This is a genomic window from Kribbella sp. VKM Ac-2569 (assembly GCF_004216905.1).
GTDB lineage: Bacteria > Actinomycetota > Actinomycetes > Propionibacteriales > Kribbellaceae > Kribbella.
This window is the reverse complement of sequence record NZ_SGXJ01000002.1, coordinates 177,758-191,402: the sequence shown is the minus strand read 5'-3', so window position 1 is coordinate 191,402 and position 13,645 is coordinate 177,758. Positions and strand designations below refer to the sequence as shown.

14 protein-coding genes are annotated in these 13,645 nt (G+C 69.1%); 6 read left to right on the top strand and 8 right to left on the bottom strand.

Annotation, left to right across the window (positions count from 1 at the left end; all coding sequences use genetic code 11):
* Positions 1-13: 13 nt before the first annotated feature.
* A complete protein-coding gene (locus EV649_RS13850) occupies positions 14-1,225 on the bottom strand; it encodes an MFS transporter (protein ID WP_130383856.1) in 1,212 nt (403 codons plus the stop codon).
* 182 nt (positions 1,226-1,407) lie between these two features.
* On the opposite strand from EV649_RS13850, the gene EV649_RS13845 reads away from it, so the two are divergent.
* The 3 genes from EV649_RS13845 (at position 1,408) to EV649_RS13835 (ending at position 4,070) form a co-directional block, all read left to right on the top strand.
* The gene (locus EV649_RS13845) at positions 1,408-2,721 is read left to right on the top strand and encodes a sensor histidine kinase (protein WP_130383855.1); all 1,314 of its coding nucleotides are present in this window, start codon (positions 1,408-1,410) and stop codon (positions 2,719-2,721) included.
* Positions 2,715-3,362: a response regulator transcription factor gene (locus EV649_RS13840; protein WP_130383854.1), complete on the top strand. Its 648-nt coding sequence runs from the start codon at positions 2,715-2,717 to the stop codon at positions 3,360-3,362. Before EV649_RS13845 ends, EV649_RS13840 begins: the two co-directional genes overlap by 7 nt.
* A gap of 282 nt (positions 3,363-3,644) precedes the next feature.
* Positions 3,645-4,070: a CBS domain-containing protein gene (locus EV649_RS13835; RefSeq protein WP_130383853.1), complete on the top strand. Its 426-nt coding sequence runs from the start codon at positions 3,645-3,647 to the stop codon at positions 4,068-4,070.
* Positions 4,071-4,130: 60 nt separating this feature from the next.
* On the opposite strand, the gene EV649_RS13830 is transcribed toward EV649_RS13835, so the two are convergent.
* Positions 4,131-5,480 (bottom strand): pitrilysin family protein, encoded by a 1,350-nt coding sequence (locus tag EV649_RS13830; protein WP_130383852.1) that lies wholly within the window; start codon positions 5,478-5,480, stop codon positions 4,131-4,133.
* Positions 5,477-6,760 (bottom strand): pitrilysin family protein, encoded by a 1,284-nt coding sequence (locus EV649_RS13825; protein ID WP_130383851.1) that lies wholly within the window; start codon positions 6,758-6,760, stop codon positions 5,477-5,479. Before EV649_RS13825 ends, EV649_RS13830 begins: the two co-directional genes overlap by 4 nt.
* Positions 6,761-6,876: 116 nt before the next feature.
* Here EV649_RS13825 and EV649_RS13820 point away from each other — a divergent pair, with 116 nt between their 5' ends.
* Together EV649_RS13820 and EV649_RS13815 are read left to right on the top strand one after the other, a co-directional pair.
* Positions 6,877-7,224 (top strand): YciI family protein, encoded by a 348-nt coding sequence (locus EV649_RS13820; protein WP_241998175.1) that lies wholly within the window; start codon positions 6,877-6,879, stop codon positions 7,222-7,224.
* Positions 7,217-8,362, top strand: coding sequence for a sigma-70 family RNA polymerase sigma factor (locus tag EV649_RS13815; protein WP_198682496.1), 1,146 nt, complete (start codon positions 7,217-7,219; stop codon positions 8,360-8,362). The genes EV649_RS13820 and EV649_RS13815 overlap by 8 nt, the downstream gene beginning before the upstream one ends.
* Positions 8,363-8,508: 146 nt before the next feature.
* On the opposite strand, the gene hisN is transcribed toward EV649_RS13815, so the two are convergent.
* The gene (gene hisN / locus EV649_RS13810; protein ID WP_130383850.1) at positions 8,509-9,288 is read right to left on the bottom strand and encodes a histidinol-phosphatase; all 780 of its coding nucleotides are present in this window, start codon (positions 9,286-9,288) and stop codon (positions 8,509-8,511) included.
* Positions 9,289-9,433: 145 nt separating this feature from the next.
* On the opposite strand from hisN, the gene EV649_RS13805 reads away from it, so the two are divergent.
* Positions 9,434-9,907 carry a DUF2231 domain-containing protein gene (locus tag EV649_RS13805; RefSeq protein WP_130383849.1) on the top strand — a complete coding sequence of 158 codons (474 nt, stop codon included), beginning with the start codon at positions 9,434-9,436 and terminating at the stop codon, positions 9,905-9,907.
* Here the strand turns inward: EV649_RS13805 and rsgA are convergent, their stop codons facing one another.
* The 4 genes from rsgA to EV649_RS13785 are packed head-to-tail and all read right to left on the bottom strand — an operon-like array spanning position 9,908 to position 13,589.
* On the bottom strand, positions 9,908-10,894 hold the full coding sequence (rsgA, locus tag EV649_RS13800; protein WP_130383848.1) for a ribosome small subunit-dependent GTPase A: 987 nt from the start codon (positions 10,892-10,894) through the stop codon (positions 9,908-9,910).
* Complete coding sequence (aroA, locus tag EV649_RS13795; RefSeq protein ID WP_130383847.1) at positions 10,894-12,177, bottom strand: 3-phosphoshikimate 1-carboxyvinyltransferase; 1,284 nt, start codon at positions 12,175-12,177, stop codon at positions 10,894-10,896. The genes rsgA and aroA overlap by 1 nt, the downstream gene beginning before the upstream one ends.
* Positions 12,178-12,226: 49 nt before the next feature.
* Complete coding sequence (locus EV649_RS13790; protein ID WP_130383846.1) at positions 12,227-12,799, bottom strand: DoxX family membrane protein; 573 nt, start codon at positions 12,797-12,799, stop codon at positions 12,227-12,229.
* 58 nt (positions 12,800-12,857) lie between these two features.
* A complete protein-coding gene (locus EV649_RS13785; protein WP_130383845.1) occupies positions 12,858-13,589 on the bottom strand; it encodes a DsbA family oxidoreductase in 732 nt (243 codons plus the stop codon).
* Positions 13,590-13,645 lie beyond the last annotated feature (56 nt).

Here is a 13,645-nt window from a genome sequence, read left to right as displayed (position 1 = left end):
TACCCACCAAAGGTCAGGCTTCCAGGCGGCGCAGGTTCCACACCGACGGGACCACAAGCGTGATGAGGGTGATCAGGACGAACAGTGCGGCGCCGTACAGTTCGACGGCTTTTGCGCTGATCGATACGGCGACGTACCCGACGGTGAGTTGGCCGACGGGGCCGGCGATGAAGGAGCCGAGCATGTCGTACGACGACACGCGCGACAGCTTGTCGATCGGGATGTGCTGGCCGAGTGCGGTCTCCCAGCTGATCCCGAAGATGTCGAAGCCGACCCCGAGGACGAACGCCGCGATCGCCATCGCCCAGAGCTGGGGGAGCAGCGCCAGGCACAGCATCACGGGGACAGTGAGGAGCATGCCGAGCATCCCGGTGCGGAGCGGGCGGCGTGGTTTGAGGCGGAGCATGATGAGGCCGCTGGTGATGAGTCCGGCGCCGAAGCAGGCACTGACCAGACCCCAGCCGGCCCGGCCGAAGGTGCGGTCCGCGATCACCGGGCCGAGGACCTGGTAGCAGGCCGTATAGATCAGGTTGAGCAGGGCGAACGCGAGCACGATCACCCAGACCCACTGCCGGGACGCGAACTCCTTCCAGCCTTCCCGGAGATCGGTCAGGACCGAGCTCGCCGCCCGCTCGATCCGCGGGATCGTCAGGCGGAACAGCAACAGCGCAGCGATCAGGAACGTCAGGCCGTCCACCGCGAGCCCGACTCCCGGACCGGTCAGCCCGACGATCACACCGGCGACCGCACCGCCGCCAATCATCGCCGCCGAGCGTGCGAATCCGGAGATCGCGTTGGCCTGGGGGAGCTCGGCCCGGTCCACGATCGACGGCAGGATCCCGGTCATCGCGGGCATCACGAACGCGGCCGCCACCCCGTTCACCGCCTCGATCGCCGCGAGCTGCCAGATCGTCGCGTGCCCGGTGAGGACGAGCGTCGCGGCCAGCCCCTGGGTGAGTCCGCTGATCGTGTTGGCCGCGACGAGGACCAGATGCCGGGGCAGGCGATCGGCGATCACGCCGCCGATCAGCAGGAACACGATGTTCGGGATGCTCCGCGCCGCCAGCACGGTCCCGACCGCACCGGCCGAATGCGACACGTCCAGTACGGCGAACACCAGCGCGACCGGAGCGATCGCCGATCCGAGGATCGAGATGAACCGCGCCGACACGAAGACCCGGACGTCCCGGTGCCGCAGCACGGCCAGATCCTGCCGAAACCCCACCCCCGCCACCCCTCTCCCAAACTTCGCGATCCTATCCAAGGCGGGGAGCAGCGATCTGCGGAACTTTCCTGCCGCGTAGTGACGATTTGTTTCCGGAACGCCACGGTCCGGTGGATGGTCCGGGAGTACGGTCTGTAGCTGTGAGGGGTCGTCTGGGTGGTTTTTGGGCGGCGCGGGGAAGTGTGGCGCTCGCGCTGCTCGTGGTTGTGTTGGCTGCGGCGGCTGTCGCGGTGGGGCGGTGGGAGCGCGAGTTCGGGTACCAGAGCGCGGCGGCGTACCTCGTGCTCGAGACCGTCGACGCGTGCGTCTCGCTGCTGCTCGCGTACCTGGTCTACGGACGATTCCGGCGTACCAACACCTGGCAGGATCTTCTGCTGCTGCAGGGGCTGGTTGTTCTCGGTACGGCGAACGCGCTCCTGAGTGTCACGCTCGCCAAGAACGAGCCGATCGGCGCGTTCGGCAACTGGCTGCCGCCGGGTCTGCGGATCGTCGGGACGCTGCTGATCGCCGCATCGGCCCTCGTCCCGGACCGTCAGGCACGTCGGCGCGGCTGGCGGCACTGGGCGTTGGCGCCGGTCATCGCGGTGATGCTCGTGATCAGCGTGATCCTGTACTGGCGGAAGGATTCGCTGCCGGAGTTCTCCACCACGAACGCGCCCCTGGTCCCGCAGCTCGTGACGTTCACCTGCTTCGCGGTGGCGGCAGTCGGGTTCACCATGCAGGCTCGCAGCCGGGACGACGTACTGCTGCGTTGGCTCGGTCCGGCCTGCGCGGTGGGCGCGTTCGCGCGTTTGAACTACCTGATCTTCCCGCCGTCCCGTGAGAACTGGCTGTACTCCGGCAGCGTGTTGCGCACCGCGTCGTACCTCCTGCTGCTCATCGCCGCGGGCCGCGAGATCAGCCGGCACTGGGCGCTGCAGGCGGAGGCTGCGGTGGTCGAGGACCGGCGACGGCTCGCTCGCGAGATGCACGACGGCGTACTGCAGGAGCTCGGCTACATCCGCTCCGAGATCTCGGCCTTCACGGTCGCGGATCGCCAACGGGTCGAGCGGATCCTCGGCGCCAGCGACCGCGCGCTGGACGAGGCGCGGCAGATGCTGGAGGCACTCGGACGGTCGGACGACGAGCCGCTCGGTCTCGTGCTGCACCGGGCGATCGACCAGTTGGCCCAGCGGTACGGCGTGACGCTGGATCTCGAACTCGACGAGTCGATCGTGGTCGACCGGGCGCAGCGGCACTCCCTGGTCCGAATCGCCCGGGAAGCCGTCCTCAACGCGGTCCGGCATGGCAAGGTGGATCGGGTCAGGGTCGAGCTGGGCCGTGACTACGAGGGGAGCAGGCTGCGGATCTCCGACAACGGGGCCGGGTTCGACCCGGGGGGATCGCGGACCGGGTTCGGATTGATCAGCATGCGCGAACGGGCGGAGGCGTTGCCCGGGATCTTCGAACTGACGTCGCGGCCGGACGAGGGGACGACAGTGGTGGTCAGGTGGTGAACGCGGAACCGCGCCGGGTTGTGATCGCGGACGACCACCCGCAGCTCCGGGCGCACATCCGGCAGGCCCTGGAGGCGGGCGGTTTCGAGGTCTGCGCCGAGGCGGGCAACGGGCCGCAGGCCGTCCGGTTCGCCGAGGAGCACCGGCCGGACGTCGTACTGCTCGACATCCACATGCCCGGCGGCGGAATCCGGGCGGCCGCGGAGCTCTCCCGGCTGCTGCCGGAGATCGCGATCGTGATGCTCACCGTGTCCCGCGACGACAACGACCTGTTCGACTCGCTCCGCGCGGGCGCCTCCGGCTATCTGCTGAAGGACACCGATCCCGTCCGATTGCCGGCAGCGTTGCGTGGCGTGCTGTCGGGTGAGGCGGCGATCCCGCGATCGCTGGTCGCGCGCATCCTCGACGAGTTCCGGGAACCGGGGCGCCGGCGGACGGTACGGCGGACGAAGGCGGCGCTGCTGACGTCTCGCGAGTGGGAGGTGATGGGCCTGCTCGGCGAAGGCCTCACGACCGAGGAGGTCGCCAAGCGGCTGTTCCTCTCACCGACGACGGTCCGCGTCCACATCTCGTCCGTACTGCGCAAACTCCGGGTCAAGGACCGCCAAGCTGCCATCGACCTGCTCCGCGACGAACGCTAGCTAGGAGGTGCCGACCGTGCGGGCGATCCCCCCTCTTCACCGCCCCCACGATCGGTACCCTCCCGACCGACCATGTGCACCCCTCCGCGCACACGCTCTGCGATCACCCTAAGTAGCGAACGGCCGGAGAACCACCCCCGAAGCCCCACTTGAGCGTTCAAACAGCTAAACGCGGCAAGCGTGCGGTCCCGGGGTGGGCGGTTGTCCGTCGTTGTCACTGGGGGTGACCGGGGGAATGCCGGTACCTTGGGGTATTGGTCCTTCGAACTTGCAGGAGGCTCCGTGAAGATCAATGACGTACTGCGCGGTAAGGGCAACCAGGTCGTCACCATCTCCCCAGAAGCCACTGTCACCGAGCTGCTCTCGCTGCTGGCCGAACGCAACATCGGTGCGGTCGTGGTCAGCGCGGACGGAGCGTCGGTGGACGGCATCGTCTCCGAGCGCGACGTCGTCCGGCTCTGGAACGGTACGCCGGACGCGGGCGAGGTCCGGGTCAGCGCGATCATGACGTCGGAGGTACACACCTGCACGCCGGACGACCTGATCGACAACCTGATGCGGCTGATGACCGACCGCCGGATCCGGCACGTCCCGGTCGTTGTCGACGGCAACCTTGCCGGTCTGGTCAGCATCGGTGACGTGGTCAAGTCCCGGATCGGCGAACTCGAGTTCGAGACCGAACAACTCTCCAACTACATCAGCCGCTGACCGGGCGGTCCCCGCTGCCCCACCGTGCCGGGGCAGCGGGGCCCGATCAGCCCGAAGAGATCAGCTGAGCTCGATCAGGTCGCCCAGGTCGAGGGATTCGAGCTGGGGACGTACGTCCTTGGCTTCTCCGACCACGACCACGAGCAGGCCGTCGGTGTCGACGTACCGGCGGTAGGCGTCGGTCGCCTCGGCTGCCGTGGTGGCGGCGATCTTCGTCAGGTACGTGTCGGCGAAGTCGACCGGTACGCCGTTCGCGATGTTGCTGCCGACCTGTTGGGCCACGGAATCGGCCTGCTCGTAGCGCAGCGGCGCGGTGCGGATCAGGCTGTCCTTCGCCTCCTGCACCTCCTGCTCGGTGAGACCGTCGCGGGCCTCCCGCAGGATCCGCAGCGCGTCACCGATCGCGGCGCCGGTCACCTCGGTCCGTACGGCGCCTCCGAGGCTGAAGGTCCCGCCCTTGCGGGGAGCCGCGAAGCTGGTCCGCGTCCCGTACGTGTACCCCTTCTCCTCGCGCAGCACGGTGTCGACCCGGGAGGTGATCGTCCCGCCGACGACGTGGTTCGCGACCGCGGCCGCACCCCACGCCGGGTCCCGCCGGTCCGGACCGGCGCAACCGATCAGCAGCTGGCTCTGCACTGAGCCCGGCCGATCGACCAGCACGACCCGGTTGCCCGGAAGGTAGATCGGCTCCGGCGTCTCCAGCGCAGTACCGGCGGACGACGTCCAGTTGCTGAAGGCCGCGTCGATGATGCCGGCGACATCCACACCGGTCGCGTCGCCGGCGAACAGGATCTCCGCCCGCTCCGGGCCGATGTTGTTCCGGTAGAAGTCGGCAACCTCGACGTTCGTCAGCGGACGGATCGTGTCCGGCCGGCCCGCGGTCGGCCGGGATCGCCGCGTCGACGCGTCGAACAGATGCGCCGCGAACGCCTCACGCGCCCGGTATCCGGCGTTGGCCCGCTCCTGGTTGATCTCGCCGAGCCGGATCGTCACGTGCCGCCCGACATCGGCCTGGTTGAACGCGGGCCGCGTGATCGCCTCGGCGAGCAGCTCGACCGCCGGCGCGAGGTGCGACACCGGCACAGAGATCTCCACGTGCAGCGCGTCCGAGCTGACATCGACGCCGTACGCCGCTCCGTGCCGTTCGAGCGCGGCGGCGAACTCGTTGGCCGAATGCAGCTCGGTGCCCTCGTCGAGCGTCCGCGACATGATCGTCGCGACACCTTCGAGCTCCCGCGGTTCGGCGATCAGCGGCATCGCGATCGTGACCCGGACGGTGGCGACGTACTGCCCCGGACGGTCGAAGACGTGCACCGGTGCGCCGACGCTGGTCCGCGTGGTGACCGCCTCCGGGAACTTCCACGGACGCGGCGCGCCGACGGCCGGCGGGGTGGTCAGAACCTGGCTCATTCTTGGTCTCCCGACTCGCTGCGGCGGTACGTGACCTGCACACGCCCCTCGGCGCGGATCCACTTCTGCGCGGCGGCCTGCACCTGCTCGACGGTCACGGCCTGCACCTGGTCGATGCGCGTGTTGATCCGGTTCGCATCGCCGAACAGCAACGCGTAATGAGAGATCTCGTCGGCACGGCCTGCGCACGTCGCCAGCTGCTCGAGCCAGTCCCGCTCGGCCTGGGCCTGCACCGTGGCGAGCTCTTCCGAGGTGACACCGTCCGCGGCCAGCTTCTCGATCTCCTCGAGCAGCGCGTCCTCGACCTTCTGCAGGTCGATGCCGTCCGACGCGATCCCGGTCAGCGTCCCGAACGACACCCCGCCGATCAGCGGCAGCGCGCCACCGGACACCGACTGCGCGATCTGCTCGTCGCGGACCAGCCGCCGGTTCAGCCGGCCGCTCTGCCCCGCGGCGAGGATGTCGAGCGCGAGCCCGGCCGCGTCCAGCTCGGGCGTGCCGTCGACCGGCAGCCGGAACATCATCGTGATCAGGTCGGACGGTACGTCGGACTCCACGTCGTCACGCTCTACGCCGGTCATCGGGCCGATCGTCCCGTCCGGCGCCGGCGGCGGCGTGGGGATCGCGGGCAGGTGGCCGAAGTACCGCTTGGCGGCGTCGAACGCGTCGTCGGTAGACACGTCGCCGACGATCGTCAGGACCGCGTTGTTCGGCCCGTAGTACTTCCGGAAGAAGGCGTGGACGTCCTCCACCGAGGCGGCGTCCAGGTCGGCCATCGAGCCGATCGTCATGTGCGCGTACGGGTGGCCTTCGGGGAACGCGAGCCGGACGAGCCGCTCGTACGAGTCGCCGTACGGACGGTTGTCGTAGCTCTGCCGCTTCTCTTCCTTGACCACGTCACGCTGGTTGTCCAGGTTCTCCTGGTTGACCGCGTCGAGCAGGTAGCCCATCCGGTCCGCCTCGAGCCAGAGCGCGAGGTCGAGACCGCCGCTGGGCAGCGACTCGAAGTAGTTGGTGCGGTCGAAGAACGTGCTCGCGTTCAGGCTGGCGCCGGCGGTCTCCAGCAGGCTGAAGTGCTGACCGGAGGCGACGTTGCGCGACCCCTGGAACATCAGGTGCTCGAAGAGGTGCGCGAACCCGGTCAGCCCCGGTGGTTCGTGGCGCGACCCGACGTCGTACCAGAGGTTGACGGCGACGATCGGGACGGCGCGATCCGAGCTCACGACGACCCGGAGGCCGTTGTCGAGCGTCTGCTCCGCGATGGGGTACGTCAAGGGCATACCGGCCACCATACGTGGTCGCGAAACTTCCTCGCGGGGGTTGTCGATTCCTGGCCTGGTCGCGCATCGGGATGGTGAATGCTGGAACTGGTGAACGACGAGAGAGGTGACCCGTAGTGGGCAAGTACCTGGTCATGATCTACGACGACGAGGCGAAGTGGGCCGCGGACGACGGGTCGGTGATGGAGCAGAACCACAAGAACCACCAGGCCTTCGTGGAGGCCAATCCTTCGGCGGTGCGCGGCGGCGGGCAGCTCGACGGGAGCACCACCGCGACGTCGATCCGCGCGGACGGCAACGGCGGGTACGTCGTCACGGACGGCGTCTTCGCGGAGACCAAGGAAGTGATGGGCGGGTACTACATCATCGAGGCCGCCGACCTGGACGAGGCGCTCGCGATCGCCAAGCAGGTCCCGTCGCCGATGGGCGGTGTCGAGGTCCGTCCACTGGTCAACGGTGGCTGATCCGATAGCGGAAGCGGTGGCGGCGGCCCATGTGACCGAGTGGGCCGCCGTCCTCGCTGCGACCGCCCGTGTGGCGGCGGACCTCGACCTGGCGGAGGACTGTGTTCAGGACGCGTACGCGAAGGCGCTGGTGCACTGGCGGGAACAAGGTGTGCCACGGCGGCCGGGTGCGTGGTTGACGACCGTCGCGACGAGGCGCGCGTTGGAGCACCGGCGGCGTGCAGACGTCGTACGGCGGAAGCTCCCGTTGCTGATCCCGGATGAGGATGTCGTCGACGAAACCTTCCCGGACGACCGTTTGCGGCTGGTCTTCACCTGCTGCCATCCGGCGCTGTCGCAGGAGGCGCAGATCGCATTGACACTGCGCCTGGTGTGCGGTCTGTCGTCGGCGGAGATCGCCAAGGCGTTCCTGGTCAAGGAAGCCACGATGCAGGCCCGCATCACCCGCGCCAAACAAAAGATCTCCCGCACCGGCATCCCCTACCGCATCCCACGCCTGACGGACCTACCGGAGCGCATCGATGCAGTGCTGGACGTCGTACACCTGGTCTACACAGCGGGCTACCAGCGGGGGATTGAACTTGCGCGGATGATTCGCCTGCTGTTGCCAGGCAGTTCAGAGGCAGCGGGCCTGCTGGCGTTGTTGTTGCTGACCGAAGCTCGGCGGCCCGCACAGGTCGGTGGGCAGTTGGTGTTGATGGAGGACCAGAACCGCTCGCTCTGGGACCAGGCGTTGATCGCCGAGGCGCTGGAGTTGGTGCCGGGAGCGGTACGGCCGGCTGGGCGGTTCGGGTTGATGGCCGCGATTGCCGCGGTGCACGCGGAGGCGGCGCGCTGGGAGGACACCGACTGGGCCGAGATCCTCGGGCTGTACGACGTGCTGCTGGAGCGGTGGCCTTCGCCAGTGGTGGCGTTGAACCGGGTGGTTGCGCTCAGCTATGTGGCAGGCCCCGAGGTTGCGCTTCAGCAGGTACCCGACGATCCCGCGCTGGCGACGTACCCGTATCTGGCGTCCACGCGGGGTGAGTTGCTGTGGCGTTGCGGGCGGGTGGACGAGGCGCGGGCGGCGTACGAGGAAGCGCTCGCCTTCACCAGCAACCCTGTCGAGGCCGCCTTCTTGGAGAAGCGAATCCAATAGCACCGTCCCTGCACACCACTTCGAGCCCCCACCAACCACGCCGCGCCGACCTTGAGCCCTCACCAACCAAAATCCGCCGTGAGATTTGGTTGGCCCGTGCCCAAAGAGGGTTTTCCACGGGGCGGTGGGGATGTGGGGGTGTGGCGTCAGTCGAGGCGTTTGAGGACTTCGTCGTGCAGGCGGCCGTTGGTTGCTACGGCGTTTGGGCCGTTGGGGCCGGGGGCGCCGTCGACGGAGGTGAACTTGCCGCCGGCTTCGTCGACGATGATCGCCAGCGCGGCCATGTCGTAGAGGTTGAGCTCGGGCTCGGCGGCGATGTCGACCGCGCCTTCCGCGACCAGCATGTACGACCAGAAGTCGCCGTACGCGCGGGTCCGCCAGACCGAATCCATCAGGTCTGCCCACTGGTTCTTCTTGCCGAGCTTCTCCCAGCCCTTGAGCGAGGCGTACGACAGCGACGCGTCCTCGATCTTGCTCACGTCGCTGACCCGGCACGGCTGCGACGAGTGCAGCGCGCGGCCGGTCCAGGCGCCGTCGCCGTACGACGCCCACCAGCGCTTCCCGAGTGCGGGAGCGGAGACCACGCCGACGACGACCTGGTCCTCGATCATCAGGCTGATCAGCGTGGCCCAGACGGGGACGCCGCGGATGTAGTTCTTGGTGCCGTCGATCGGGTCGACCACCCAGCGCCGTACGCCCCAGCCGCTGGTGCCGTCCTCCTCGCCCACGAACGCGTCCCGCGGACGGGCCCGGGAGAGCGTCTTGCGCATCACGTCCTCGACCTTCTTGTCCGACTCGCTCACCGGGGTCAGGTCCGGCTTCGTCGCGACGTGCAGGTCGAGCGCCTTGTAGCGGTCCATCGTGGTCGAGTCCGCGTCGTCGGCCAGGATGTGGGCGAGCCGCAGGTCATCCGTATGCGAAGGCATGCCGGAAGGCTAGCCTGAACCGCTCCGGAGCGGAGCGGGTGTCCGGGATCAGTTGCGGATCGATTGCGGTCTGGATTGAACCAAAGGCAGTCGTTGAACGTGCCATTAGTGTCTGATCACGTCGTGCGACCGCCGGGAGGCGTCAATGTTCGAGCGTTTCGGGGATCTACCGCTGCACGTGCTGGTCATCCATCTGACCGTGGTGCTGCTGCCGGTGGCCGCGCTCACCGGCATCGTGTTCGCGCTGGTGCCGCGGTGGCGCCGGCTGCTGCGCTGGCCGGCGCTGATCCTCGGCGTCGGGACAGTGGTGTGCGCGTTCGTGGCGAAGGAGAGCGGCGAGGCGTTCGTCGAGGCGGTGCCGACGCTGGGGAAGGCCGTCGAAGTGCACGCGAAGCGCGGCGACCTGTTGTTCTGGTACTGCCTGATCTTCGCGGTCGTTGCCGTCGCCGCCTTCCTGCTGCTGGCCGGCATCAAGGGTGACAAGGCAACGAAGAGCCGACCGCTCGAGCTGCTGACACAGGCCGCTGTCGTCGTGATCGGCGTACTGGTCATCTGGCAGACCATCCGCACCGGGGACGCCGGCGCGAAGGCGGTGTGGGAGGGACAGCTCCCCAAGTAGCTAACTGGCCGTCCCGCGGCTGGCGACCAGCCGGCGGAAGGACGCGACCCGTTCGGCGTCGGCGCGACCCGCGGCGACGGCCTCGTCCAGCGCGCAGTCGGGCGCGTCCGCGGCGTGCGTGCAACCGCGCGGGCAGTCGGCGGCGATCTCCGCGAGGTCCGGGAAGGCGCCGATCAACTTGTCGGGGTCCACGTGTGCGAGGCCAAACGAGCGGATGCCCGGGGTGTCGATCAGCCAGCCACCGTCCGGCAGTCGCAGTACGACGGTGTTCGTCGACGTATGGCGCCCGCGGCCGGTGACCTCGTTGACGATGCCGACGGCACGGGCGGCGCCGGGGATGATGCCGTTGACCAGAGTGGACTTGCCGACGCCTGAGTGGCCGACCAGCACGCTCGTCCGGTCGTCGAGCTGCTCCTGGAGCTCGGTCAGGTCGCCGCCTTGCTGCGTGGCGACCGACTCGACGCCGAGCGGGCGGTAGATCGAGAGCAGCGGGTCCGGATCGGCCAGGTCGGTCTTCGTGAGGCACAGCAACGGCCGCATGCCTGCGTCGTACGCCGCGACCAGGAAGCGGTCGATCAACCCGGTGCGGGGCTCCGGGTTAGCGACGGCGACAACGATGACGAGCTGGTCCGCGTTCGCGACCAGGGGCCGCTCGACCGGGTCGTCGTCATCAGCGGAGCGGCGCAGCAGCGTCGTACGGGGGAGAACCTCGACGATCCGGGCCAGCGAGCCCTCGTCGCCGGTGGCGTTGCCGTCGAGCTTCACCCGGTCGCCCACGATCACGCCGGTGCGGCCGAGCTGACGGGCCTTCATCGCGGTCACCTCCCGCCCGCCGTCCGGACCCTCCACCCAGCAGGCGTAGCGTCCACGGTCGCGGGTGAAGACGAAGCCTTCGGCGGCGTCGTCGTACGAGGGACGGTCCTTGGTCCGGGGCCGGGTGTGGCGCCTCGGACGGTCGTACTTGGCGTCCTCGTCGTACCGCGACATCAGCCGGCGAGCTCCGACCACATGGCAGGGAACTCGGGCAGGGTCTTCGCCGTGGTGCCGATGTTCTCGATCTGCAGGTCGTCGACGAGCAGGCCCACGACTGCGGCGGCGTGTGCCATCCGGTGGTCGTCGTACGTGTGGAAAAGCCCGCCGCGCAAGGGCTTGGGCCGGATCGCCAGTCCGTCCTCGAGCTGCGTGACGTCCCCGCCGAGCGCGTTGAACTCGGTCTCGAGCGCCGCCAGCCGGTCGGTCTCATGGTTGCGCAGGTGCGCGATTCCCCGCAGGTACGACGGTCCGTCGGCGAACGCGGCCACCGCGGCGATCACGGGGGACAGCTCACCGACCTCGCTCAGGTCGAGGTCGCAGCCCTGCACCCGTCCGGTCCCGCGCACGGTCAGGCCGTCCTCGGTGCGCGTCACCTCGGCGCCGAACCGCGTGAAGATCTCGGGCAGTTGACCGCCCGGTTGCGTGGTCTCCGCCGGCCACCCTGTCACGGTCACCTCGCCGCCGGTGATGACGGCCGCGGCCAGGAACGGCGCCGCGTTCGACAGGTCCGGCTCGATCGCGGTGTCCAGCGCCCGAATGGGGCCAGGGGCAACGACCCAGCGGTTCGGCTCCGCGTCGTCGACCACGACGCCGCGTTCCCGCAGCATCGCCACCGACATGTCCAGGTGCGGCTGCGAGGGCACCGGCTTCCCGTCGTGCCGGATATCGACGCCCTCGTCGTACCGGGCGCCGGCCAGCAGCAGCGCGGACACGAACTGGCTCGACCCGGACGCGTCGAGCGTCACCTTGCCGCCGCGCACCGAACCCGTACCGGACACGGTGTACGGCATCCGGCCGGTCCCGCCGTCGTCGATCTGTACGCCGAGGGTCCGCAGGGCGCCCAGGATGACGCCCATCGGCCGCTCTCGCGCGTACTCGTCGCCGTCGAAGGCGACCACGCCGTCGGCGAGCGCGGCCACCGGCGGTACGAACCGCATGACGGTGCCGGCCAGACCGCAGTCGACGTTCGCCGGGCCCTTGAGCGAGCCGGGGGTGACGGTCACCGTCGTACCGCTCTCAGAACTGTGCCTTTCAGCGATGGCGACCCCGAGCGAGACCAGGGCGGACCGCATCAGTTCGGTGTCGCGGGCCGCGAGCAGGCCGGTCAGGTGCGACGGACCGTCCGCGATCGCGGCGAGGATGAGCGCGCGGTTGCTGATCGACTTCGATCCGGGCACCGTGACGGTACCGGTCACCGCTCCGTCGACCCGCGGCGCCGGCCAGCCCTGCTCGCTCATTCCACTCCCTCAGCTCAGGTTTGTACGCCCTGAGCCTAGGGCATCGGGATCAGCTGAGCTCCGCCTTCGCGAGACGGGCGGCCTGCTTCGCCTCGTGGGCCAGCTGCTTCGCCTCGCGCTTGGCGGCCTTCGCGCCGCGCTTGGTCTCGCGCTTCGCCGCCCGCGCTCCGTGCGTGGCCCGCCAGGCGACACCCGGCTTGCCTTCGGTGTCGACCGCAGCGAGCAGCAGACCACCGAGGAGGCCCAGGTTCTTCATGAAGTTGATGCGTTGCTGGTTCCGGACTGCCTTGTCCTTCTCCAGCCAGAACGCGTGGCCGGCGAGCGTCGTCGGTACCAGCGAAGCAGCCAGCAGCGATGCAGCGAGCCGACGGCCCTTCCCGCTCGCCAGCGCGATGCCGCCGAGCACGTGAACCGCGCCGTTCAGCCGGACCAGGTTGGCGGTCGTGTCGGGGATCCGGTCGCTCACCTGCGGCGGAGCGACCCGCTTCACCATCGGCATCATCCGGTCGGTCACCGGCTGCGCCTTGGGAACCAGCGGCTCGGGGTTGCGGATCGCGTTGGCGCCTTGCACGACGAAAATGACGGACAGCAACGGCCTGGCCAGTGCGCGCACGACAGTCATGCCTCCTTCATACACCACGTTTCGTATGACTCCCGGTACCCACCGCTGAACCTGGTGCTCAGATGGGGCAGCCGTCCGGCCCGCACTCCGCGTCACCGTCGGTCGTCGCGCCCGGTGCGGTGATGAGGGTCACCGGCTTGCGGTCCGCGTTCGCGCGGCGCAGCGCCTCCTTGAAGACGTCGACGGGCTGGGCGCCGCTCACGCCGTACTTCTCGTCGATGACGAAGAACGGTACGCCGTTGGCGCCGTACGCCAGGGCCTGCGCCTGATCCGCGGCGACGTCGTCGGTGTACGTCGTACCCGCGAGAACCTCACGCACTCGCTCCGCGGGGAGGCCGACCTCGGTGGCCAGCTCGGTCAGTGTGGCGTGGTCACCGACCGGGAGGCCGTCGGTGAAGTAGGCCTTGAGCAGACGCTCCTTGAGGCGGCCCTGCGTGTCAGCGGGCACCTCTCCGGCCTCCGCGAGGTCGCGGGCCAGGTGGAGGATGCGGTGCGCGTCGACCGTGTTCACCGGCTTCGCCTGGTCGAGGTGGTACTCGAGCCCGACCTCGGCCGCCACCTCGGTGACCTGGGCGTTCGCCTGCAGGCCCCACTCGCGGCCGCGACCGTACTTCTCGCCCAGCCGGGTCGCCAGGTCCCGCGGGTCGTCGTTCGTCGACGACGGGTCGAGCTGGAAGCTGTGCCAGACGATCTCGGCCTTCTCACCGCTGTCCGCGAGAGCCTCTTCGAGCCGCCGCTTCCCGATGTAGCACCACGGGCAGACGACGTCGGACCACACATCAATGCGCATAACTGTCGGCAACTGTCCGTTCTCTGGACCTATTCCCAACCAGTCACCGGTGTGAC

Coding starts and splice junctions, on each gene's coding strand:
- hisN (WP_130383850.1), bottom strand. CDS start 9,288: ATGCCTTCGCATACGGATGACCTGCGGCTCGCCCACATCCTGGCCGAC.
- EV649_RS13785 (WP_130383845.1), bottom strand. CDS start 13,589: ATGCGCATTGATGTGTGGTCCGACGTCGTCTGCCCGTGGTGCTACATC.
- aroA (WP_130383847.1), bottom strand. CDS start 12,177: ATGAGCGAGCAGGGCTGGCCGGCGCCGCGGGTCGACGGAGCGGTGACC.
- EV649_RS13825 (WP_130383851.1), bottom strand. CDS start 6,760: ATGCCCTTGACGTACCCCATCGCGGAGCAGACGCTCGACAACGGCCTC.
- rsgA (WP_130383848.1), bottom strand. CDS start 10,894: ATGTCGCGGTACGACGAGGACGCCAAGTACGACCGTCCGAGGCGCCAC.
- EV649_RS13830 (WP_130383852.1), bottom strand. CDS start 5,480: ATGAGCCAGGTTCTGACCACCCCGCCGGCCGTCGGCGCGCCGCGTCCG.
- EV649_RS13790 (WP_130383846.1), bottom strand. CDS start 12,799: ATGACTGTCGTGCGCGCACTGGCCAGGCCGTTGCTGTCCGTCATTTTC.
- EV649_RS13805 (WP_130383849.1), top strand. CDS start 9,434: ATGTTCGAGCGTTTCGGGGATCTACCGCTGCACGTGCTGGTCATCCAT.